Genomic DNA, 23,216 nt, shown 5'->3' with positions numbered 1-23,216 from the left:
AATTATGCACAGTAGGATGTTTGATTCCGATATTCCATCGGAGCCAAGCATCCTAATTTTTTTTGAAATCTTTTATTATTGTAAAACTGGATATACATTTTAATCTTGTTCTTGAGAGCTTCCAAGGAATCAAATTTTCTACCATAGAACATTTCTGCTTTCAAGGTTCCGAAAAAGCCTTCCATCGGTCCATTGTCAATGCATTTGCCAACACGTGACATACTTTGTGTCATTCCTGCCTTCTCAATCTTGCGCTTAAAAACAGCCCCAGTATAAGAAAAACCGCGATCGCTGTGAAATATCGGTTTTGCACTTGGATTATTGGCCACGGCTCGATCAAACATCTTGAAAACAAAATGGTTGGAGTTTCTTAGTGAAAGTTCATACTCAATAATACTATTGTCGTACAAATCCATAATTGGACTCAAATATAGTTTTCTTGAGTCGTTCGGAATGGAGAACTCCGTTACATCAGTTAACCATTTTTCATTCGGTTTTCCCACATGGAAGTCTCTTGCCAAAACATTCTCTTTCACATAGTCCGGCTTTGATCTCTTGCGGTTCACTTTCTTTCTTCGAATTCTTGCCGAAATCCCTAAATGCATCATTAAACGATTAATGAACATGCTCATTCGCCTGTATCCGAGAATACCGTCAAAGGTAGCGTGATACTCCTGAATTAATGCACATAGTTGCTCATCATCCTTTTCCTTCTGCGGTTTAACTCTGTTCTTATGCTTGTAGTAGGCGCTTCTTGCAACTTTCAACACCTCGCAGATCATAGAGACGGAATAGCCTCGATTACGATAATTATCGATTGTCTGATAACTTGCTGCTTGTCTCACGTTCGAAAGTGACTTTTCTGTTCGAATTCTTCCTTTTTTTTAGAACTTCCAGCTCGAATTCTGCTCTTTTCCGTAACGCCTATTCTCGTTCAAGTGCTAATTTAAGTCGCTCAACCTCGCTCAGAGAGCTTTCATCGACGGCTGATTTTGCCTTGGGACCGCGTTTCTTGTATCTTAGCGCTTTAGCGCCTTTCTTCTCGTAATCTTTAGTCCATTTATAGACCAAAGCATATCTGATTTGAAATCTGCTGGCAGCTTCCTTGTAGTTCATGTTATTTACAATCACCCAGTTGACGATTTCTAGGCGTTCTTCAAAAGTTGTTCTTCTCAATTTCATGGTATAGACCTCACTTTTGGGATCATATGTTTTCAACTCTATACCACTATTATACTTGTTCACCCACCGTCGAACTACTCCATATGCAATCTTATGCTTTGCACTTAAATCCGCTAATGAATACTCACCTGAAATATAAGACTATACGACTAATAGCTTAAAGGTTTTGCTATATGTTTAATTTGTGCTCTTTGTTTCAAATTCCGAAGCTCCATGTATCTGGTATTTGAGATACCATTGCCGGAATTGTTCTGGACTACAGTCTACTTCCTTTGCAACACTTTCAAAACTTCCATGCCCATTACTATATCTTTCACAGGCGTCTATTTTCACTTCTTTACTGAACTTAGGTTTTCTTCTCATAAAAACACCTCCAAAGCAGACATGGTAATTTAATTAATTACCATGTCTACTTTGGAGGTATCATATCAATCTCAGAACAACGCCTTCATTCAATTAGATGGGGTCTCCAAAGCTCAATCGTTTTGAATCACTGTCTCTATCACAGCTGACTACTCATCCTACCATCCTCTTCTAGGTTTACTTGAGTTTTTTACTAATGCCGCTAATACAAAGAAGAATAAAAACGCAATTTTCAACGCCAAACTAAAAATCCATTTGATCCATCGTATCATGTCAAAAATTCTCCTTTCTTATTCTTTCCTCTCTCATAGAAAAAATGATAACAAAACCAATGCGAAAACATGAACTTATAGAATTCTTTAAATTGTAAACTTCAACAATTCTTTTTAATTCATTACAAATTAAACCTTTGGAATCATAGTTTGTTGATCCGGTCGATTACTCCGTCTATTCCATCTAACAATTTTCATTTTCTTGATTACTTTTCCATTCCCAAAATCCAATAAATCTTCTCTTTTTAAAACACATAAGATCTTATTTAAGCTTCCAAAGCCCTCTGGTGTCATAAGAAAAGCCTCTTCTGGATCAATCAATTTGCAATATGCCCACAATTGACCCAAATGATGTAGATTAAGTTGAGTTTTCTTTGCTTCTATAAAGAACAGTTTGTGTTTTCCATTTTTGCGAACAATGCCTAATACATCAATTTGTATTTCTACACCTATTGCAGCCACTTCAATAATCCCATACTTTCCTAGTACTCTATCCAACCGCATACCATTAGATTCAATTGTAGTAATAACTTCCCACCCTATATACTTATCCTCAAGGTATGTTTGTAACCAACGTCTCATTGGTTCATATAAGTCAAATTCTCTCATTCATGATACCCCAAATCATGAGCAATTTCTTTCCATCCGTTGTAATGTTTACCTCGAATTTCTTTAGGTAAGAAATTATCGTATTCACCAGGATGATTTGGCTTAAGCTTTGGAATATTCCTACACTCCCAATAGAATCTATGGGTAACCGTTTCAGAAGATTTTCCCCCAAGTGTAAAACCTTTATTCAATTCTTCCACGAACAATTCTAACGCTTCCATTTTGTGGATGACCTCAAAACCAATTTTTGAAAATTCATTTGCCCAAATCTTAATTTGATGTTCTTTTTTCCAAAAATCGGGTTTTCCTTCATCATATTTCTTCCGTTTTGGATCTCTCATATTTGGATGTGCCCAGTCTATGCTTTGAACTGGGACATCGATTGACTTCAATAAATTACATATATCCACAACAAGATTCCAATTATGCGGAATCTCTAAATAAACTCTATGTTTATGTTTTTGATAAAAATAATTGCTTCTCCTAATGTACCCTGTTACATCAGAAAATCCTCTCAAGAACATAACCTTTTCATCAGTAGTGAAATTAAACACCTTACTACTAACTCTCATATTTCTATGATTAGCAGCTTTGCCAATAAATTGAACTATCTCTCGCACTAAATAATCTTCATTTTTTTTTGTAAATCTAATATACGTAACACCTTTATTCTGCACAAAAGAAATGCTTGTACCAATTAATGGTTCTAAAATATTTCTCATATCGCTAATACTTGCTTTAACAAATATTTTTACATCCTGCTTAGTTTCTGTCACTATCTTTCTATGTGGAATTTCAATTGAGAATATTGTATCATCTGCTTGTCTAATAACTTCACCATTTCCACATATCAGACCTAGTAAATAAGCCATTTCCGAATTCATAAAAATTCTCCCTTATAATGCAAGCCCTCTATCAAAATCGGGAATATATTTAGGATGCCTTGTTTCAATGATATCTCTAATTTTATCCGAATTTTGTGAAAAACCAACAACAAACCCATAATTTTTTAATAATTCCTCCGCAAAAACACCTCTATTTATTCTATTTCCCTTTACAACATGCGCTTTCAAACTTAAAGGCATCTTCGATATATCTTCAAAATAAAGTCTTAACTGAACTCCAGTTTTCATTGGATCACCACGCCTTGTTCGATCAGTGGTATCAATTTCATAAAAACTCTGCCCAGGCAATTCTGATTTAAACTGAGCTATTTTTTCAGTTGGGACCTGCGCCTCAAAATGCACTAATACATCCGATTTCGCCAAATACCCAAGAACTTCAAAAAAATCTTCCTTTGATGAAAAAACAATTCCTTTTGCATGCCCACTAAATAAACTCATAAAAATCTCCTTTGCAATTATTTTTATTTTCAATTCCCGTATATACCCAAAAAAGACAGCTATTCGATCAGTTTAAGACAAATATGTTAAAAACAGTCACTTTCCTTATTATACCATATTGGTCTTCTAAAAATTCGTCAAAATAATTAGATCTCTCAAAATATTGTGACTCCAAACCCATATACAAACTTATACACACATGGTTCTCTAAATACACTGCAAATCAATAGTCTATTCTTCGGTAATACTTATGTAATCTCTTCGTTTGAAGAAAACTATAAAAAGAAATATCGAATACCACTCTTTATATGTCTTCCGATCCAAATTATTTCACTCGCAGCTCGAATCAACAGCTTGCGGAACTTAGGTTTTCTTCCCATAAAAAATATTTCCAAAGTAGACACGGCAATTTGATTAATTACCGTGTCTACTTTAAAGGCATCATATCGTGATCAGCATCTTTTTTGATTGATTAAAGCGAGGAGGCATACATGGGAAAATGTCCAAAATACACAATTGAAGAAAAGAACAAGATTGTCGAAGAGTATTTATCAGGAGACACTAGGACAACAGATCTCCTCAAGAAATATAAAATTTGTGATAGAAGCGTACTGGCACACTGGGTTGAACAGTACCCTGAAACTGGCACTACTTATGATAATCGTGGAAAAGGTAAACACAAACGAGCAAGTCGATCCAAGAAAACAAAGACGCTGAGTCCTGAAGACATGACCCGAGAGGAATTAATTGAATATGTAAAGGCGCTAGAATATAAAAAAATGTACCTGACCTATCCGGAAAAACAGAAGAAAAATTCAAAGTAATTGACCGCTTGCGTGAGAAACACATCGTTGCGTTGTTGAGTAGGATTTTAGAATGTTCTCGAAGCGGCTATTATCAATGGCTTCATTCTGGTAGGCCAACTCATAAAGCTTTTGATACAGTGTTTTCCAAGCTTGTCTTGAACCAGTATCAAAAGGATAATCGTTTAGGAATAATCGGGATTAAAATGCAGCTCAGGTAAGCGTCAAATCGACACATGTCTCCCGGAAAATAATCGAAAATACTAAAAACACCACTACCCATCATTAAATTGATGATAAGTGGTGTTTTTTACTCGTCTTGAAATTATGATTTCAAATTTTCTGGAATTGAGTCTGACCATGGCATCAACTGATCCAATGCTTCTTCATCATTGACATCACTGTTCGGCAGTTTCTCAAACAGATAGGTCAGGTACTGAAATGGTTTTAGATTGTTAGCCTTGGCTGTTCCAATAATGCTATAGCATACAGCACTGCCTACAGCTCCTTTAGACGATTTTGCAAACAACCAGTTCTTGCGACCAACCACGAATGCCCGAATGTCGCGTTCCGCATGGCTGTTGTCGACAGAAACTTTGCTGTCTTCAAAAAATCCGATCATCTTGTCCCACTGCTTAAGATTGTAACTGATCGTTTGACCCAATTTGCTCTTTGGTAACGTTCTTCTGCCTCATCATCAAGCCAGTTTTTGAACTTCTCAAATAACAGCTTGATTTTCTCAAGTCGCTTTTCGTAACGCTCTTCATTGGATAATTTCTGAAATTTCTTTTCGAGCTTATAGATTCTCTTAAATCGTTAATAGCCTCATGTGCTTTGGTTTTTTACAATGTCAGCATCTTTAAGAGCAGCTTTTATGGCATCCGTAAAGTCTCTGCGGCCATGGGCGAGACAGCCCACAGGTGTGTCATCAGGAATTTTGTTGTACCCTTGATAACCATCTGTTTGAAGAAAGCCAAAGAACCCATCCAATTTTTTTTCGGATGTCTTACCGCTCTTGAAGGCTGGTATTCATAGAGTTTTATCTGATACTCGCCACATATCGCCGACGAGTAGAACTACATGTAATTCTTCTTATTGTTCTTCTCGTCCAAGACGTTCATCAGCGTTTCATCCGCATGGATCATTCTTCTTTTAGGACGGCATATGCATCTTATCATAAAGGGGCTTCAGCCAGTCCTCACTCCCTTTAACGATCCAATTTTCCATGCTCTGCCTGGATATGTCGATACCAAAGTTTTCGAACCCTTTCTCTTGGCTGTATAGCGGCTGCTGCTGTTCATATTTCTTGTCCATGATAAAAGCAAGAAATGACGAAGAGACCAAGGATCCTGGAATCACAAGATTGGGCGACTAGGCTTTCATAATGGTTCCGCCAGTGCCTTCCTGTTCACAAAGACTTGTGCCAGAATAACCGTCAGTTCTTTTCGTATTTTAACCTTCATCTCATGAAGTTCATGGTCGCATTTTGGGCAGATTTGTTCTTCCTTTGGAAGCTCATAATATACCTTTACGCTTCAAGGTCTTTATAGGTCTTACGACTTTTGGATCTGTCTTTTTTACGTTTGTATGTGATTTCTTCCAGGTCCGGTTCTTCAATTTTTTTGAATTGATAGCTTCTCCTCCTCATGAGTTGCATAGGATCCGCCGTGTCAGATGGTGAACCATATTTCTGCGATTGAGACAGTTTGAATTGCTCTTCCAAGAACTTGACTTTATCTTTAAACCCTTCATTTTCATGCTTCAAAACAGCAACTTAATTCTCTGATTCGTGCACAAGCTATACAGTTATAATATCAGCTGCAAGTATTGATTTTTCAATGTTTTCCATGTATTAACCATACCACAGATCAACTTTTTCGCATCAAGAAAAAGCCGCGAATACTATTTTTCCCAGTATGTTCATGGCTACAAAATTTGCCGTGCGGTAACGGGTCTATGGGAATATCTTACCCGTATGATAAGACCGTCAGGCATCCATCTGTATGATCGTTCATCCACTGCCACGTGAGAACCATCAGTTTTATCAGACCACTTAAATTTATCTTTTTCAAGTCGTTTATAATGTAGCCAAATGCCCGATTAATCCCATTCAAGAATTCTAATCTTGTCCCATTTTCGATTGCAATAAACATACAAATTCCTAGAGAAAGGGTCCAGTATGATTTTCTCTTGAACAAATAAAGACAAGCCATCAATCGATTTTTTTAATCAATTGCGCCCAGCGCTAATTACACAGGATCAACATTTCGTTCATGAAGCATGTGCCATCAGTATCCCGAGAACTTCCGCGAGCAAATGCTTGTCGGTTTGTTTCCTAACTTCAGCCGAAGCTCTTCCGATAGTGATTTTTACAATGTCTGCTGCAGGTGCATTTCTTGTGCTGTCGAGACTTACACATCTAACCTCATCGGTTTCCGTCTTAATCCCCTTCAATCTGCGCACCCAATACCTAAAACTGTGAAGATTCACTTGATTCTCTTCACACCATTGCTTTTGAGATAATCCGCTTGATCTCTGGTGTTCTATGATCTCTTGCCATTTCTGCTTGTTCAACTCTCTGTCCATGAAAAATCACCTCACCGTTATTTAGTGAGCTAATTTTATCATCTCTATTACTTGAAAACTATGTGCGTTCGGTTTGACGCTTACGTTTAACGGGCGATGTTGCCATTCTTCAGCATTACCTTGAGAATGCTCTGCAACTCAGCCACGACAGTGATGTTCTTATCTTTCATGAGTTCTTTCGTTAAATTTGCAATCTTATCATTCCTGCTCATAAAAAGAACCCTCCATTACTTCGTAATTAATTCTATCTCACTAATTACTCTCATGGAAGATTCTATGAATTTACACAAAATTTGTTACACTACCCAAATTTAATGATCTCTTTTTTCAGATGTCCGTTTTAAGACGATTGACTCGACCTGTAGTGTTTTATATCTCTAATAGTTATTAATTTACTCCATCGATTTAATGCAATCTCTCATATATTTAGATACTATAGAATGATCATCGATAATATTTCCAACTAAATATTCAATTTGAACATTCATTAGTTTTCAGCGTCCTTATTTTCCTCTCCGGTATGTTGATTATATATCGTATCGGCAATTGCCAAAGCCATTAATGGCGGGACTGCATTACCGATTTGTGTTCTTATCGCCACTTTTTTCCCATGAAAAATATAACTATCATCGAAAGACTGTAGTCTTGCAGCTTCTCTCGGCGTAATAGCTCTATTTAGAAAAGGGTGGTTGTTTTTACCATTTGAAGCAGCATCAAATCTCGTATCTATTGTGGGTGAAGGTTCATCCCATTTTAATCTACCCCAAGTTGAACGGTACTTCTGATTCCCCAACAACTCTTTAGGTAAATATTCTTTACCTTTTTCAGGGGGAATATATTTTAATTTTTTGATAGCAATTTGAGCGTGATTCGATGCCTTATGGTTGTATAACTTCTTACTATTCTTCCTCATCATCATTTGATATTCAGATGTCGCATCTTTAATATATTCTTGCTCAAAACCGCCTTCATTTGATTCTAAATATGCCAAATCATCTATCGCTTCCCTTACTGTGATTGGTTTATCCACTATTGGTAACGGAAGCCTTATTTTCTTGTGCTTACAACATATAAATATTGCTCTTTCTCTTGCTTGCGGAACACCAAAATCAGAAGCTTTTATTACTCCAACATCTACTTGATAACCCAACTCTTCGATTTCAGAAATTATCTGTTCTTTAAACCATCCCTTAGAGGTTGATAGCAAACTTTTTACATTCTCGATTACAAAAACATCAGGTTGTAAGATTTTAACCAAACCCAGATACTCAAGAAATAAATAGTTCCTCGGATCTTTTAATCCAAGTTTTTTTCCTTTCATTGAGTATCCCTGACAAGGTGGTCCACCTATAATCATATTAATTCCATGCTTCTGAGAGGCTTCAATGATTTGTTTTTTTACCTGCGCATCTTTAATATCACCGGTGATAAGTTCTACTTCTGGCATATTTTTCTTTAATGTAACAGATAATTTTTCATTAACATCCGAGGCAACCATCGTTTTAAAATGAGGATTCTTATGCATACCATAGGACATTCCACCAGCGCCACAAAACAAATCTAATATCCTATATTTTTCCATCATCACCATTCCTTATTTAATCTTTTTATTACGAATTAGGATTCGCTTATATGTCAATTTTCCATTTACCATTGGTTTAAATAGATCAAATTCATTGTCTGAGCCGTGATTTGCTTCTCCAACTATTTCAAAATTCTTTTCGTTATGATACTTGAGATAAGTCAAAGGAACACCCATTATACCTAAATAATCCATAGGAATTTCCGAAACTCGAGATACATGAATTGCATCATAGTTATCATACTTAGAATACTTTTCCGGATTATATAAGCATGTCAACTCTAGTTCTTGGTGTTTTCTTTGTGTATCTAAATTAGTCAACCACATTGCATTACCTAAACTTCTCCATTTCTGCCCATTTTCATCGATCCAAAATCGAGTTTTCCTTGGTGCAGTATTATTGGGAACTTTGAATGACATATCACCAAAATGATACCCAATCCATGCAAAACCATTTTTAATATATGGAAAAATCTTTTTATAAGTAATCGCGTTTTGATTTCCTATCAATAAATATTTTTTTTCATACTTTACTAAAAGAGAAAACAGGTCTGTAAATTTAGAAAAAGGAGGATTAGTAACCACAATATCAGCTTCTTTCAAATATTCTACGCATTCTTCACTACGAAAATCGCCATCTCCATTTAACTTTTTTACAGTACCACTTGTTTCTAGGAAACTCACAATTTCAGAATCGCGTATAGTTTCAGAAGCACTAAATCTTTTCTCCACAACCAGAACATATGCATACTGACTACTCACCTTGCAATCACTATCATCATTAAGTTTAGAATCATTTACAATTCTTGATCCTTTATAAGAAGTACAAATTAACTTCCGTAATTTTAAGACATTGAATTTTTTTAAGAAGTACCTTGCAAATGCCGACTCATATGGATCATCACAATTACAGAGAACTGTTTTTCCATAAAATTGTTCCTTATAATGTTGCACTTCTTCTTCCACTGTTTTGTAAGTTGTATACCACTCATCTGTGTTATTAGAATACTTGGCTTTATTCAATGTTGAATTACCCTTCATTTAATTCCTCTCCTAAGTTTATTTAAACCTTCCTTTTAACCCGTCATATATAATTAGTCATCATTTTTCTAAATTATATTATAACGTCTATACCTCAGTTAAGGATCTGCACATTGATTCGTTAATTCGAAGCGAGATATAGCTGTTTTTTCTAATTCACGCTATTTAATTTCCTAATAAACCAACACATTTACTGTAATTGAGTATATCTAACTGCTCTCTCAATTACTAAGCCAAATAGTCTTTGCAACTTATAGTGATCTCACATTACTCATTAAAGCACTATTTTTGATTATATCATTCAATAATCGTACTTTCAACGCATCCGCTATATCTCATATTCTGAGTAACCCAACCTATGTAATAATTGGTTTCTCTTTTCTAAGCCCTTGATTTTACTGGATTTGTATTCATTTGACCTTTAAACATCCTCGTATAATTTAAACACATATTAGTTCAAACAAACTCAGGACGTTATTACTCGACAGCTCTATGTCGAACGTATGTTCTTATTATATCGCATTTTTCCATTATACACAAGGGTTATAGAAAGAACTAGAATAAATATATGCTGAAATTTTTCGAAGCTTTAGTAAACATGGACGTGGTCGCCCATTCCCTTACACAAGTCCGTACCTACCCTCTTAAGGCATACGGCTCTTCATAGCGTTTTTTTGTACTACCTATAGAATGAACTAACTTTAATTAATATAATTTTGTGAATATTAGGAGATTTTTGTGGTTACACATGATACGGTTCACCGCACTTTACCTAACAATAAAAGTAAATTCGACTTCCTCAAAACTGAGAGAATCGAATTTACAGTATATTTCACTACTCACGGACCTTTTGGTACAAAAATATTATAAGATCTGCTCACAAAAACTCAATGCAATTCTATAATTTCATGATCAGTCCTTGTTGCATGCTTTTTCTTGACAGGTTTTCATGATCAGACTTGTATAATTTTTCGTTCTCATTTACAACCATTTGATTTATTTCACGCTATTTGAGTCAATTCAAAAGTGTAATACACTATCGCAAATTTTGACCTTACTGCTAACTCCCACCTTTACTGGATAGGTACTATGAAATCAAATATCAGTATCTCCTCATACAGATTGCATGGTTATAGTATCGCAGCCCTTATCTTCCTGCATAACTTGATTGTATAACCCCAATTATAGTAACTCATCAATAATGGCTCTCTTCCCGACAACCTTTGTAAATTTCAGAGTGAAGGTGGGTAAATTTCACTGTGAGTGTGGATTCAATTAAACAGAAATATTCAGTTGCACTGACGTTGGGCCATCTTTGAAATGCCTTTATATATCTAATTATACGCATAATGGTCTGTTCCAGATAAAGTCACTTAATTGATTCGAAATATCGATATTTTAGTTAACCTTCCACACCCCTTAATATAATCAAAATATTTGAATCTGTTTCAATATAGTCATTTCATCACTCTGGTTATTCAAAACAATTTTGCCTAAATACAAACTGTTCTTATTACATCTCTCAAAACTTGAAGCTAACCAATTAATTTTATCTTTAAATTCAAGATAAAAAACCTTGTTCTCTTTTTTATTAAACAGGACAAATGCATAAGGTAAATTTTGATTTATTAAATAATAAAACAAATCTCTATCCAGCTTAAAACTACTCGAATTTTCATTCATAAAAACAATGTTTATTGCATTCTTTATTTTAAACAAAATGCAATTATCATTGTATTCTTGTTTTTTAAATACAATACCATTTCTAATTAAACAATCTGTGAAATTCATTTAATTCACTCCCTAAATCTTGATGTCTAGCTCCATTTTCAGCCAGTTATTAAACGTATTAAAATTGTGAATAATAACTTCATTATACACGTCATCAATGTTTTCTGGAATATATATTGATAATCCACTTTATAATTCATTTTCCGAAATCAAATATCCATTTACTTCTGGAACAAACAGCATACAATATTAGTCACTAACGACTATGGTCTGATAAAGTGCGTATAATGATGTTAATTCAAAAGAATAAAAATGAGCCACTTGGGTTCAACCTCGGTTAAATTGAATTGTCGAAAACTATCAACCCGAGGAGAAAATACCAAATAACTCAGATTAATATTACTCTAGATTCCTAAATTTAGCACGGACTTTTCACTTCAAATGGCAAAGATGAAGTCTTTTCCAAACTGCTGGAATGCATCCTCAATCAGGTACTGAATGCCCAAGCCCGTGAACAAGTTGGTGCTGATCGCTATGAGCGATCCGAGGAACGCACCGGTTATCGCAACGGCTTTCGCATGCGTACTATAAACCACACGAGTTGGTACAATTGAACTTCATGTGCCCAAACTTCGTGACGGCAAGTTCTCTACGACGGTGTTTTTCCCGTATCAGAGAAGCGAACAAGCCTTGTGCTTGCCATGATGGAAACGGTCGCCAACGATGTATCTATACGAAAAGTCAGTGTGATTACTGAAGAACTACACAGCAAGCAGTTTTCCAAATCAACCGTATCGAATCTTTGCAAGAATTTGGATCCGATTGTGAGTAAATTCATATACCGAAAGCTGACCAGTAAGTATCAATTCGTTCTCGCGCACTCTACACCAAAGTACGCGAGAATAGCCGTGCACCTTCAAAAAGATTGCTATCTACCATCGGTGTCCATGAAGATGGCAAGCGTGAAATACTAGGCTTCAGCATTTCAGACTCCGAATCGGAAACCAGCTGGATCGAATTCTTTTCTACGTTGAAAAAACGTGGTCTTACAGACGTTGATCTTGTTGCTTCTGATAATCATTTCGGTCTAGTGAATGCTGTGACTATGCACTTTCACAACGCCTCGTAGCAACGATGCCAGACGCATTTCTCAAGAAATGTTTTAGATAAAACTCCAAGACGCAAGCAACCTGAAATCAAACAATGCTTAAAAGAGATTCACAACGCACCTAAGATTGAGATCGCCCGATCTCTTCGCGATGAAATGCTTGGAACTTTCTCTGATACAGCGCCACAGGTCATGGAAACTTTAGAACTTGGATTCGATGATGTAATGGCTGTCATGAGTCTTCCAAAGAAGTATCGCAAACGACTTAGAACTAGCAACAGCTTGAAAGGCTGAATCAATAGAGCCCTTCATCGCGAGCGACTAATCCGCCTCTTTCCGAATGAAACTTCACTGATTCAACTGATCGGAGCCATGCTTATGGAGCAAGGTGAAAAATGGACTTCCGGCAAAAAATATCTCTCTATGGAGGATTACTATCCATACCAGGATGCTCATAAATATGCTGCAGCTACCTAACTACATAGCCGAGAGAAATTACACACTTTATGAACTTGGCTCTAAGCCTAGTGCTATAAACATTCAGAATATAACTATAGATAACATAAAGGAGAAGGTAATCACCTTCTCCTTTATGTTTAAACACTATGAATCTAAGAAGACTACTTGTTAGGGAAAACTCCCCATAATCGGCAAAAGTATTTCTATTGTAGAATACTCAGGAATATGCCTGCGGCGATGGCGGAACCTATTACCCCGGCAACATTGGGCCCCATGGCATGCATAAGAAGAAAATTGCTCGAATCTTCATCCTGACCCACCTTCTGTACAACTCTAGCAGCCATCGGTACTGCCGATACGCCCGCTGCACCAATCATTGGATTGATTTTTCCTTTTGTGATGAAACACATGAATTTACCAAACAAGACACCCGATGCTGTCCCAGAGGCAAAAGCAATCAGACCCAGCACAATAATTTTCAATGTCATGGGATCAAGCAAAACATCCGCACTCGCTTTTGCACCAACGGTGACCCCAAGAAAAATGGTTACCATATACATCAAACTGTTTTGAGCCACATCAACCAGCTTGGGCACAACGCCGGATTCCTTCAAGAGATTGCCAAACATCAGCATAAAAATCAGTGGTGCCGAGGAAGGCAGAAACAAGACAACCAACAAAATGATGATGATTGGAAAGATAACCTTTTCTGCTTTGCTGACTTGGCGAAGCTGGGTCATCTTAATCTTTCGTTCTTTTTCTGTCGTTAAAGCCTTAATAATTGGCGGTTGAATAATGGGAACAAGCGCCATATATGAATAAGCCGCCAAGGCGATCGGTCCCAGGTAATCCGGTGCCAATTTACTTGTCAGGTAGATTGCCGTTGGTCCGTCCGCGCCGCCTATGATTCCAATAGACGCTGCAACAGCTGTATCAAAGCCCAAGTATATAGCCCCTAAAAAAGCAACCACAATACCAAACTGGGCAGCTGCACCCAAAAGTATGCTTTTGGGGTTTGCAATCAAAGGAGCAAAATCTGTAGACGCACCAACACACAGAAAGATGATTGGCGGGTAAATGCCAAGCTTGACCCCCTGATACAAATAGTAGTAGAGTCCTCCTTGGTCCATAATCCCTGTTAAGGGCAGGTTAACTGTCATCATGCCAAAAGCAATTGGCAATAGCAGATAAGGCTCATACTTCTTAACAATGGCCAAATAGATAAATCCTAAGGCTATGATTATCACCAAAATCTGTTGCCCGGTAAGGGCAAAGAAACCGATACTGTCAATGAAATTCTGCAACATGACTTTCACCTAACATCCATAAGCAAATTCAAGCAATGATTCACCTGATGCTACAGATTCCCCTTTATTCTTGTTTAATTTTTTAATCACTCCATCCCTTGGTGCAAAAATTTCATTTTCCAGTTTCATTGCTTCAATAATTAACAAGAGGTCGCCTTTTTTCACTTTGGCTCCCGTACTTACCATCACATCAAAAATCTTCCCAGGCAATGGTGCCAGCAATTGCTCACTCTCTTTTGATGACGGTACATTACTTGTTGCTTGCGTTTTCGCTTCTGTAAGCTGTTCAATTTTCTCTTCTGCAGCTTGAGTTTCTGAGATCAGTTCAATTCCAAGCTCATAGATATTTTCCTTATATTTCACTCGATATGTTTTCATTCTCCACCTTCACTATTCACCTTATTCCATTGTTTATTAAGCGACTTTTTTAAAGGACACGACTTTGGCTGTCTTTCCCTCTTCAATCTCTGAAGCAATAATTGAAACTGCCATGGCAATAATGGCTTCTGTTTCACTCATCGTTTCCGGATCAATCTCCGTGGTTGGCTGAATGGCAGTCGACTGATCGTTTTTCTTTTTTATTCTGCCAATCGACTTGGAGATGATGCCAAACATGTCCAAGACCAACATGATGGCAAATAAGGAAACAAAAACAACACCGATGCTTATGGCTGATATCATAATGGCCTCTGTGACTTTACTCATGCCTTAACCCCCCTCCTCAAATTTCATCCAAATACCATTTCAAGATCATACTCGATTGACGCTTTCTCTTTTTGTGACTCTTGAGCCTCAAGATAGGTTTTCGTATTTTCAGGAAATATGGCATAGGCAAGAATCATCTCCTCATCGTCTGTGAGTTCTGCCACTGCCTTTTTCACTTCCGTATATCCATCATCAAGCAGATCGGCAGGGCATTGGTCAATCACCGGCCTGTCTCCAATAATCGTCTGCCTGATTTCATTTTGAATTTCTGCTGGCGGTCTGCCGTAATATCCTTGAACATAGAGCTTGATTTCCTTTGGAGAAATCTTGTATGGCTCTCCTGTCATCACATTAAAAACAGCTTGTGTTCCAACCATTTGGCTCAGGGGTGTAACGAGAGGCGGATAACCCAAGTCCGCTCTTACTTTTGGAATTTCTTTTAGCACTTCCTCGTATCTGTCAGCCATGCCTTGCTGGTCCAATTGTGCCATCAGATTGGAAAGCATACCTCCAGGCACCTGGTAGTCAAGAATTCTAGGATTTACATCCATCACTCTTCTATTAAAGTTGCCTTGCTCAATATGTTTCCTCTTTACACTGTTCAGATATTCAGCTGCTTCAACCAATGCATCTTTGTTCAATGCATGTTTCCCCAGTGAGTCCTCATAAATCGAATTGTAGACTTCCGTTGTAGGTTGAGAAGTACCACCCGAAAATGCCGATACCGCTGTATCGATTATGTCGATACCGGCTTCAATAGCTTTTGCATAAGTCAGGTCAGCAATTCCACTTGTGCAATGAGAATGCAGCTCAAGTGGAATTGCAACGGTCTTCTTTAGATTTGATATCAACAGGGATGCATTCTGTGGTGTAAGAATTCCCGCCATATCCTTGATACAGATTGAATCAGCACCCATTTGTTCCATTTCCTTGGCAAGCTTTAAGTAGTAGTCCAATGTATGCACTTGGCTTGTTGTATAGGAAATAGCCCCTTGGCAATGTCCACCTTCTCTAGCAATGACTTCAAAGGATTTCTTTAGATTTCGCGTGTCGTTGAGGGCATCAAATACTCTGATGATATCTATGCCGTTTTCTATGGATTTGCAGATAAAGCGATCTACAATATCGTTGGGGTAATGCTTGTATCCAAGTAGATTCTGTCCTCTCAAAAGCATCTGCAGTTTCGTATTTTTGGCACGCTTCCTTATTTCTCTAAGTCGTTCCCATGGATTCTCATTTAGATATCTTAAACACACATCAAAGGTAGCCCCGCCCCACACTTCCATGGCATGGTATCCTACCTGGTCCATGATCTCAACTGCAGGAAGGATTTCTTCCGTGGTCATCCTGGTTGCTATTAAACTTTGATGACCATCCCGAAGAGCTGTTTCAGTAAATTTAAACATGACGTCCTCCATGACTATTCCATAATTGCTATTATTAGGTGTATGTTCATAATAGCCTCTTATTATAACTATTAAATATGATTAGTGTTATTAACAGTGGTATAAAATAATTATTTCCTTCTTTTATATGATATTAGCATTTCGACCTTTATATGTAAATATAATTAGAATAATTCCATAGATTATTAGTCAAAGAGTATTTATAACCTAATATCATTATCTATAACACCATTTCATGATATAATTGCCATATATTCTAAGGAGGTTAATTATGGACATAATCGATGCAAAAATTCTAGAAGCTTTACAGGAAAATTCTCGCATTTCATTGAAGGCAATAGGAGACAAGATCAACCTATCCTCCCCTAGTATCAGCGAGAGAATTAAAAGAATGGAATCTTGCGGAATCATCACCAAATACACGACTGAAGTGGATCCAAGCAAACTTGATATCACTTATTCGGCATTAATCAACGTTTCTATGAGAGCAAGACACCATCAAAAGTTCTACGAATTAATTAAGGCAAGCAAAAATGTCGTAGACTGTTATCATGTGACCGGTCAATATTGCATGGTACTCAAGTGCCATTTCAGGAATGCCAAAGATCTTGAAACGTTAATCAATCAGATTCAAGAATTTGGCGAAACCAATACTTCAATCATTCTCTCTACTCCTTTGAAGAGAAACCTCTTTGATTTCAACCTTGACTGAGAAAAACAAATTAAATTAGACTTTTCGACAGAACCACAAGACCCCACCAGATTTATTCTGGTGGGGTCTTGTTTTACCTTGGTTTATTTATTTTTATTAGCCTATAGGTATCCTTAATGGTCTCATGCCTGATTTCTACGGCGTCGAACTTGAGGAGCTTGAATGTAGTCTGGATACAAAATCCCAGGCCAATTGCAGAAATCACCGTACCCGGACCAATCATTCCACCCAGGGACCAACCAAGAACCACTACCAGCACTTCCATACTGCCTCTACAGCTTCCTATGGAGCGTTTGGTACGTCTGGTTATTGCAACCATCAGACTGTCGCAGGGACCGGCTCCAAGACCCGCACTCATGTAAAAGTAAAGCCCATAGGAGATGACAAAGAGACCCATTGCCAGAAAGATGAATCCGTCCCTGAAGGTTTGTTGCTCTTTAAGAAGGGGCATGATCAAATCAATCCAAAGACCAATCATCACCATGTTAAGAACAGTACCTATGCCAATCCGTTCACCTGCAAGAACAATAATAACACCGATGAACAGGCCGTCCAAAATAGAAGCCAGACCCATCGATATGTTGAATGTCTGGGCGAGACCTGCATGAAATACCTCCCATGGGCCATATCCAATATGAGCTTTTATGGTCATGGCTATGCCTAAGGCGACAAAAAATAATCCAGAATTCAATTTGAATAATCGACGCGTATATTGATTCATAGAACTACCTCATGCTTTCATTTGTTGCGCAAAAAAGAGAAGGCCAGCCGCCTTCTCTTTTTTGCGTATAATATATACTAAGAGGACGTCTTAGTAAGGAACAACTCCCATATATCGGCGGATCGCTAGTGAATGGTTTCGCTTATCTTCCAAATGTTTGTTCATGCGTTCTTGGCAAGCCATGATCACATAAGGACTCATTAAGCCTCTTAATTCTTCAGGGACACCTGGCAATTCATAATCTTTGGTGTCAATGATGAAGGTATTGCTGTTATATTTTTCTAAGAAAGTTTGTGCGCGTTCTCCAAGAGGTCTCGATTCATCTTCTCCTCTGTAAAGAAGAACATGTGTCTTGTCCGTCACAATCTCGAAAGAGCCGTGGAAGAACTCTCCTGCTGGTACCGAACGTGCATTGATCCATTGCATCTCTTCCAAAATACACATTGCATGAGAGTATGCAGTAAACCAGGTCAAACCTGCGCTAATAACCATGTAATAGTCTGTCTCTTTGTTGTCGATGGCAAATTTTTCTGCAATCGGTTCAAATTTTTCTCGTACATTTACAATATTCTCTGGGAGAGTTTTCATGGCAGCCATGATCGCATCGTAATCATCACATTGACCAAAATTCTTCATTATGCGGAAAACAACTTGATACAGCATAATCAATTTTGAATCTGTAACGCCAACCACTGCATCATTTGCAAAGGCATAATCTGCGGCATCTGCCAATGGTGTTCCCAATTTACCCATAAAAGCGATTGTTGGTGCACCAGCTGCTTTTGCCATCTTAGCTACTGCTACCGTTTCTTTGGTAGAACCTGTGTAAGAAGAAACAATCACTAAAGATTTCTCATCAAATTTTTTGTGACCCATATTCAAGAATTCACTACTATTGTACGCATATGCAGGGATTGTCGAACGAGTGTCAAGAATATGTTGGCTCGGATACATAACCGACAATGATCCTCCACATCCAATCAAAAAGACTTTGTTGATCCCCTTTTCGCAAATCGCGTCAACCACTTTGTTTAGTTCCTCGTGCTGGTCCAATCCTTTTTGAAGCGTTTCTTTATACGCCCCATTCTTTGCATCTAACATACCTGTTTCCTCCTGTTATCCCTTGACACTGCCGGCCGCCAGCGCCTTAATAAAGTTTTTCTGCATAAGCAGATATAAAATAAGCATTGGTATGGAGGAGATTACAATCCCCGCCAACATTACTGTCCAATCTGTAGAAAGTGCATCTTTAAAGTTCGATAAACCAATCGGAACGGTCATCTTTGCTTTGTCCTCTAAGAATACCAAAGCAAATAAGAATTCATTCCAAACAAAGATCGCTGTCATGATCGCTGTCGACGAAAGAATCGGTCGACTGATCGGTAAAACAATTTTAATAAAGGTTTGGAAGGTGCTATATCCGTCGATATATGCCGCTTCCTCTAGCTCAATCGGAAAACTCAAGAAATAAGATCGCATCAAGAATATGGCAAACGGCAATCGGAATGCAATATAAGGAATGATCAATGCCCAACGTGTATTGTACATGTTAAAGGCAGCGAGCAATTTATACAGCGAGATCAGCGCTACTTGAGGCGACAGCAAGAGTCCACCCAAAATCATAAAGAATATCATATCTTTATACTTCGACTTGCTGCGTACCAAACCATAGGCGCAAGCTGCACCTAAAAAGACGGTCGCTGCAATCGTAATACTTGAAACCAAAATACTGTTAAAGAAGTAAGTTGATAAACCCACATCCCAGGCTCGCTTGTAATTTCCCCACAAGGCTTTAATAGGAAATGCCAAGGAGTTGTCATAGAGTTCCGCATTGCTCTTTAATGAATTCAATATCAACCAAAACATCGGGTAAATAATCATAGCAACAAGAACGAGAAAAAATAGATTGATCAAGATCTTCAGTGTCGTATTTTTCTTCATCTCATCACCTTAACCCTTTCCGCTTTTCGCCATTCGAATCTGAATAATGGATGCCGTAAAGGTAATCATAAAAATGATAACCGCAATTGCTGAGGCATAGCCCATCTCGTCAAACATGAATGCCGATTGGTACAAGTAAGTGCCCAGTACCTGTGTTGTGTTATATGGTCCGCCCATGGTCATAACATAGATTTCGGTAAAAAGCTTAAACGCGCCAATTACTGTAATAACCGAAGTAACCAAAAGCATCTCTTTGATATTAGGAATGGTGACAAATAAGGATCTTTGAATCCCATTTGCTCCATCAATCTCTGCAGCTTCAAAAAGCTCTGCAGGGATTTTTTGAATGGCTACTAGAATCAGCACCATAATGTATCCTGTATACTGCCACTGACTCATTGCAATGATTGAATAGATTGCAATATTCGGTTCAGCAAGCCATGCATGGGTCAAATTTTCCATCCCAATTTTTGTTAAAAGTGCATTCAACATCCCCACATTGGGGTTGTAAATAAAGTACCAGAGTAAACCAACTGCTGTAACAGATATCAATGATGGCATGAATAATACGTTTCGGTAGAAGTTTCGCAATCGTCCAGTAAGCTTGCTCTCGATTAACATTGCCAACATTGTTCCTAATCCGACCTGACAAATGACTGAAATAATTGCGTATGTTATGTTGTTCTTCAAGGATGTGTAAAATACATCATCCTTGAAGATACGTACATAATGTGCTAGCCCAACAAAGATCTTTTCATCCGTATAACTATTCATCTTAAATAAGCTGAAATAGAAGTTTTGGATAATGGGCACATACACGAAAGTTCCAATCAGGAGAATTGCCGGCAGAATATACAGCCAATAATTCTTTTTCCCGAATTTCATATTAGAATTCAGATGTAACTTCAGTTGCGACATCCTGGACGTTATCAATTACTTCTTGCGGTGTTAACAATCCATCAATCAACATTTGTAGATCAGTCAAGTACTCATTGGTAACCTTGGCGTGCATGCCAGAGTCTAACCAGTTAACTAAACCGCCTGCATTGTAAATGATTTGTGTATTTTCATAAAGTGAATCAGGAATTTCGCCTTTTTGCGCAATACCTGTGGCACCGTTCAACCAACCAACTGCCTGTGCTTCTTTCAAGCCAACCTCTTTGCCTGTGATGTACTTGAAGAATGCAACGGCTTCTTCAGGATGCTTGGTTGTATTTGAAACAACAAATCCTTCTGGGTAACCAGTTAATAAAGTTTGGTCGCCGTTTCCGCCTTCGTAAATAGGGAATTCAAATACGCCGTAGTTGGCTTTTATTTCTTCAGAACCATTTCGTTCGATTTCAGGAATCTCAACGATTTCGATATACATCATAGCCGCTTTCGACGCCATCCAATTTTCTCGTGCTTCTGAATGTTTAATTGCATTGGTGTTTTTGTTAAAATAAGGTACGATTCTTGAGAATTCTTCCAAGGCTGTTACAAAACCCGGATCTGAAAAATCGCCAACTGCTGGATCATATGCTGCGTGAATCGGTTCTCCAACAATCTTTTGATTCAAGGTGCCAATATAGTGAGAAACTGCCCAAGGAGCTTGGTTTCCGAATGCGATCGGAACGATGCCCGCTGCATCCAACTGCTCACAAACTGTTACAAACTCTTCCCAAGTTTCTGGTACTTCAACACCGGCTTGAGCGAATAGTTCTTTGTTGTAAACAAAGATTTTTCCATCCACACGCACTGGCGCACCATAATACTTTCCATCCACAACAAATGGTTCGATTTGAGAGGCAACATAGTTATCAACATAGTTGTCTTTCATCATCACATCCGTTAAATCCATAACCTTTCCTGCACGGATAAAACGATTGGTGAACTCGCCTGGCCAAGTAAAGAAAACATCCGGTGCTTCGTCAGTACCAAGAACCACTTTGATTTTCTCTTTAAATGGATCATTTGCGATCGCTTGTACATCAACGATGATACCAGGATTGGCCGCTTCATATTCACGCGCCATTTCATTAAAGAATCCGTCATACAGCTCATCTGGCCACCTATGTAAAAACTTGATCGTAATAGGGTCCTCAGCTGTAGGTTCTGCTGGTTCAGTCGTTCCAGCCGTTGGTTGAGTCGCTTCCGGTTCTGAACTCGCACACGCTGCTAAAAAAAGACTTAATACCATGATCACAACTAACAATACAATACCTTTTCTTTTCATTACTTCCTCCTCTTTTTCTTATTCTTCCTTGTCGTCCCCTTTTGACATCAAAACTTTGCACCATGGCCAAATGCACCATACACCATGCATGTCTTGGCAGAAAAATCGGCAGCCAAGTCAAAGGCAGTTTCCACAACTTCTTTCTTTACTCCTTCCCCCCTTCTCCATCCTTGTTCAACGATTGATACGATAAACTGCGTAAAGAATGAATCTCCCGCACCCAAAGTATCCACCGGTTCCACTAATTTTACTTTTCCCGAGTAAAATGTTTTGCCGTCATAAACGCGCTGTCCCCGTGTTCCCATAGAAGCTATGGTAAGCGAACAACCCAGTTTACTTCCCTGCTTAAGCAAGGCATCAATCTCGTCCATCGTTTCAAGATCACCTGCTGAAAAAAATGCGACATCAACATATGGGCAAACCTTTTCCAAATAGTCCGATTCAATTCGATTTGAAAAATCGAATGTCAATATTCCCTTTCGTTCTTTCAGCTTCTTGATCTCTTCTTCCAAATAGCTATAGCAGCTGCTATGTATAATTTCAAATTCATTTATATATTCAACCAATTCTTCGGTAAATATCAGTGGCTCATTCTTCGATACGCCGCCTTTGTTTCCCCCGAAGAAGACTCGATCACCATCCACCAAATTCACTTCGGCATATCCATTTTCCCCTCTTCTTGTTAGGCAAGAAGAAATATCGATGTCCAATTCATTCATGACCGATTTGATGTGATCACCAACCTCATCATTCCCAAATACACCGCAATAAGATGCGTCAATTTCCAGCATTCTTGCGTAGACCGCAAAGTTCAATGCATTTCCACCTGGAAACATGGTTTTAAAATGATGATACTTATCTACAACATTATCGCCAACTCCGATTACTCTCACGAATATTGCTCCTCTCTGATGATAAATTGCCTTTAGTTTTGAATAAAACTACTGGACTATACCAAATGTGCTTTCCATGATATAATATAGACAAGCACTTATATATCAACGTTTTCTTGGTATATACCAGCTGATTTCATTATAGAAGCGTTCTTAGCTTTTGTCAACGTTTTCTGAAAATTAAATTTATTGTTTATAGTTTGTCAATTACTTGTAGTTCTTTCAAATCCCATAAAT

27 protein-coding genes and 3 pseudogenes are annotated in these 23,216 nt (G+C 37.9%); 3 read left to right on the top strand and 27 right to left on the bottom strand.

What is annotated here, in order from left to right; all coding sequences use genetic code 11:
• Positions 1 to 2: 2 nt before the first annotated feature.
• From AC25CA_RS01970 to AC25CA_RS01945, 6 genes are all read right to left on the bottom strand, one after another.
• Positions 3 to 845, bottom strand: coding sequence for an IS3 family transposase (locus AC25CA_RS01970; RefSeq protein ID WP_486815360.1), 843 nt, complete (start codon positions 843 to 845; stop codon positions 3 to 5).
• 79 nt (positions 846 to 924) lie between these two features.
• Complete coding sequence (locus tag AC25CA_RS01965; protein WP_486815359.1) at positions 925 to 1,182, bottom strand: helix-turn-helix domain-containing protein; 258 nt, start codon at positions 1,180 to 1,182, stop codon at positions 925 to 927.
• Between the two features lie 177 nt (positions 1,183 to 1,359).
• Complete coding sequence (locus AC25CA_RS01960) at positions 1,360 to 1,545, bottom strand: transposase (protein ID WP_486815358.1); 186 nt, start codon at positions 1,543 to 1,545, stop codon at positions 1,360 to 1,362.
• A gap of 401 nt (positions 1,546 to 1,946) precedes the next feature.
• The gene (locus tag AC25CA_RS01955) at positions 1,947 to 2,426 is read right to left on the bottom strand and encodes a hypothetical protein (RefSeq protein WP_486815357.1); all 480 of its coding nucleotides are present in this window, start codon (positions 2,424 to 2,426) and stop codon (positions 1,947 to 1,949) included.
• The gene (locus AC25CA_RS01950) at positions 2,423 to 3,310 is read right to left on the bottom strand and encodes a hypothetical protein (protein WP_486815356.1); all 888 of its coding nucleotides are present in this window, start codon (positions 3,308 to 3,310) and stop codon (positions 2,423 to 2,425) included. The genes AC25CA_RS01955 and AC25CA_RS01950 overlap by 4 nt, the downstream gene beginning before the upstream one ends.
• Before the next feature lie 12 nt (positions 3,311 to 3,322).
• Complete coding sequence (locus tag AC25CA_RS01945; RefSeq protein ID WP_486815355.1) at positions 3,323 to 3,769, bottom strand: hypothetical protein; 447 nt, start codon at positions 3,767 to 3,769, stop codon at positions 3,323 to 3,325.
• Positions 3,770 to 4,260: 491 nt separating this feature from the next.
• Between AC25CA_RS01945 and AC25CA_RS01940 the strand changes: the two genes are divergently transcribed.
• On the top strand, positions 4,261 to 4,593 hold the full coding sequence (locus AC25CA_RS01940; RefSeq protein WP_486815354.1) for a hypothetical protein: 333 nt from the start codon (positions 4,261 to 4,263) through the stop codon (positions 4,591 to 4,593).
• A 304-nt stretch (positions 4,594 to 4,897) separates the two neighbouring features.
• Here AC25CA_RS01940 and AC25CA_RS01935 read toward each other — a convergent pair whose 3' ends face one another.
• The 11 genes and pseudogenes from AC25CA_RS01935 to AC25CA_RS01885 all read right to left on the bottom strand — a co-directional run bounded on the left by AC25CA_RS01935 (position 4,898) and on the right by AC25CA_RS01885 (position 11,572).
• The gene (locus AC25CA_RS01935) at positions 4,898 to 5,101 is read right to left on the bottom strand and encodes a transposase domain-containing protein (RefSeq protein ID WP_486816587.1); all 204 of its coding nucleotides are present in this window, start codon (positions 5,099 to 5,101) and stop codon (positions 4,898 to 4,900) included.
• Positions 5,087 to 5,245: pseudogene (locus AC25CA_RS01930) on the bottom strand (IS66 family transposase); the annotation flags it as partial. The pseudogene AC25CA_RS01930 and the gene AC25CA_RS01935, both read right to left, overlap by 15 nt.
• A 152-nt stretch (positions 5,246 to 5,397) precedes the next feature.
• Positions 5,398 to 5,601 (bottom strand): IS66 family transposase, encoded by a 204-nt coding sequence (locus tag AC25CA_RS01925; RefSeq protein WP_486816586.1) that lies wholly within the window; start codon positions 5,599 to 5,601, stop codon positions 5,398 to 5,400.
• A gap of 123 nt (positions 5,602 to 5,724) precedes the next feature.
• A complete protein-coding gene (locus AC25CA_RS01920) occupies positions 5,725 to 5,931 on the bottom strand; it encodes an IS66 family transposase (RefSeq protein ID WP_486815353.1) in 207 nt (68 codons plus the stop codon).
• 169 nt (positions 5,932 to 6,100) lie between these two features.
• The gene (locus AC25CA_RS01915; protein WP_486816585.1) at positions 6,101 to 6,295 is read right to left on the bottom strand and encodes a hypothetical protein; all 195 of its coding nucleotides are present in this window, start codon (positions 6,293 to 6,295) and stop codon (positions 6,101 to 6,103) included.
• Positions 6,296 to 6,498: 203 nt separating this feature from the next.
• Positions 6,499 to 6,789 (bottom strand): annotated as a pseudogene (gene tnpB, locus AC25CA_RS01910) (IS66 family insertion sequence element accessory protein TnpB).
• 54 nt (positions 6,790 to 6,843) lie between these two features.
• The gene (gene tnpA, locus AC25CA_RS01905; RefSeq protein ID WP_486815352.1) at positions 6,844 to 7,158 is read right to left on the bottom strand and encodes an IS66 family insertion sequence element accessory protein TnpA; all 315 of its coding nucleotides are present in this window, start codon (positions 7,156 to 7,158) and stop codon (positions 6,844 to 6,846) included.
• Positions 7,159 to 7,244: 86 nt separating this feature from the next.
• A complete protein-coding gene (locus AC25CA_RS01900; protein WP_486815351.1) occupies positions 7,245 to 7,370 on the bottom strand; it encodes a hypothetical protein in 126 nt (41 codons plus the stop codon).
• A 275-nt stretch (positions 7,371 to 7,645) separates the two neighbouring features.
• On the bottom strand, positions 7,646 to 8,743 hold the full coding sequence (locus AC25CA_RS01895) for a DNA cytosine methyltransferase (RefSeq protein ID WP_486815350.1): 1,098 nt from the start codon (positions 8,741 to 8,743) through the stop codon (positions 7,646 to 7,648).
• Between the two features lie 9 nt (positions 8,744 to 8,752).
• Positions 8,753 to 9,781, bottom strand: coding sequence for an adenine-specific methyltransferase EcoRI family protein (locus AC25CA_RS01890; protein WP_486815349.1), 1,029 nt, complete (start codon positions 9,779 to 9,781; stop codon positions 8,753 to 8,755).
• Between the two features lie 1,428 nt (positions 9,782 to 11,209).
• A complete protein-coding gene (locus AC25CA_RS01885; RefSeq protein WP_486815348.1) occupies positions 11,210 to 11,572 on the bottom strand; it encodes a hypothetical protein in 363 nt (120 codons plus the stop codon).
• A gap of 362 nt (positions 11,573 to 11,934) precedes the next feature.
• Between AC25CA_RS01885 and AC25CA_RS01880 the strand changes: the two are divergent.
• A pseudogene (locus AC25CA_RS01880) lies at positions 11,935 to 13,097 on the top strand (IS256 family transposase); the annotation flags it as partial.
• A gap of 185 nt (positions 13,098 to 13,282) precedes the next feature.
• Here the strand turns inward: AC25CA_RS01880 and AC25CA_RS01875 are convergent.
• The 4 genes from AC25CA_RS01875 to AC25CA_RS01860 are packed head-to-tail and all read right to left on the bottom strand — an operon-like array spanning position 13,283 to position 16,497.
• Entirely contained in the window at positions 13,283 to 14,386 is a 1,104-nt protein-coding gene (locus AC25CA_RS01875; RefSeq protein WP_486815347.1) for a sodium ion-translocating decarboxylase subunit beta, read from the bottom strand.
• A gap of 9 nt (positions 14,387 to 14,395) precedes the next feature.
• Positions 14,396 to 14,764: an acyl-CoA carboxylase biotin carboxyl carrier protein subunit gene (locus AC25CA_RS01870; protein ID WP_486815346.1), complete on the bottom strand. Its 369-nt coding sequence runs from the start codon at positions 14,762 to 14,764 to the stop codon at positions 14,396 to 14,398.
• 36 nt (positions 14,765 to 14,800) lie between these two features.
• Positions 14,801 to 15,091: an OadG family protein gene (locus AC25CA_RS01865; RefSeq protein WP_486815345.1), complete on the bottom strand. Its 291-nt coding sequence runs from the start codon at positions 15,089 to 15,091 to the stop codon at positions 14,801 to 14,803.
• A gap of 23 nt (positions 15,092 to 15,114) precedes the next feature.
• Positions 15,115 to 16,497: a pyruvate carboxylase subunit B gene (locus tag AC25CA_RS01860; RefSeq protein ID WP_486815344.1), complete on the bottom strand. Its 1,383-nt coding sequence runs from the start codon at positions 16,495 to 16,497 to the stop codon at positions 15,115 to 15,117.
• Positions 16,498 to 16,768: 271 nt separating this feature from the next.
• Between AC25CA_RS01860 and AC25CA_RS01855 the strand changes: the two genes are divergently transcribed.
• Positions 16,769 to 17,209, top strand: coding sequence for an Lrp/AsnC family transcriptional regulator (locus AC25CA_RS01855; protein ID WP_486815343.1), 441 nt, complete (start codon positions 16,769 to 16,771; stop codon positions 17,207 to 17,209).
• A 73-nt stretch (positions 17,210 to 17,282) separates the two neighbouring features.
• Here AC25CA_RS01855 and AC25CA_RS01850 read toward each other — a convergent pair whose 3' ends face one another.
• From AC25CA_RS01850 to AC25CA_RS01825, 6 genes are all read right to left on the bottom strand, one after another.
• Positions 17,283 to 17,930 (bottom strand): YczE/YyaS/YitT family protein, encoded by a 648-nt coding sequence (locus AC25CA_RS01850; protein ID WP_486815342.1) that lies wholly within the window; start codon positions 17,928 to 17,930, stop codon positions 17,283 to 17,285.
• Positions 17,931 to 18,020: 90 nt separating this feature from the next.
• Positions 18,021 to 19,031 (bottom strand): SIS domain-containing protein, encoded by a 1,011-nt coding sequence (locus tag AC25CA_RS01845; RefSeq protein ID WP_486815341.1) that lies wholly within the window; start codon positions 19,029 to 19,031, stop codon positions 18,021 to 18,023.
• Positions 19,032 to 19,046: 15 nt separating this feature from the next.
• On the bottom strand, positions 19,047 to 19,871 hold the full coding sequence (locus tag AC25CA_RS01840; RefSeq protein WP_486815340.1) for a carbohydrate ABC transporter permease: 825 nt from the start codon (positions 19,869 to 19,871) through the stop codon (positions 19,047 to 19,049).
• A 9-nt stretch (positions 19,872 to 19,880) separates the two neighbouring features.
• Entirely contained in the window at positions 19,881 to 20,756 is an 876-nt protein-coding gene (locus tag AC25CA_RS01835) for a carbohydrate ABC transporter permease (RefSeq protein WP_486815339.1), read from the bottom strand.
• A gap of 1 nt (position 20,757) precedes the next feature.
• Positions 20,758 to 22,086 (bottom strand): ABC transporter substrate-binding protein, encoded by a 1,329-nt coding sequence (locus AC25CA_RS01830; protein WP_486815338.1) that lies wholly within the window; start codon positions 22,084 to 22,086, stop codon positions 20,758 to 20,760.
• 47 nt (positions 22,087 to 22,133) lie between these two features.
• Positions 22,134 to 22,979 (bottom strand): PfkB family carbohydrate kinase, encoded by an 846-nt coding sequence (locus AC25CA_RS01825; RefSeq protein ID WP_486815337.1) that lies wholly within the window; start codon positions 22,977 to 22,979, stop codon positions 22,134 to 22,136.
• Positions 22,980 to 23,216: the final 237 nt, after the last annotated feature.

This window comes from Gottschalkiaceae bacterium SANA (assembly GCA_036323355.1).
GTDB lineage: Bacteria > Bacillota > Clostridia > Tissierellales > GPF-1 > GPF-1.
This window is presented reverse-complemented; position numbering and strand designations above follow the sequence as displayed.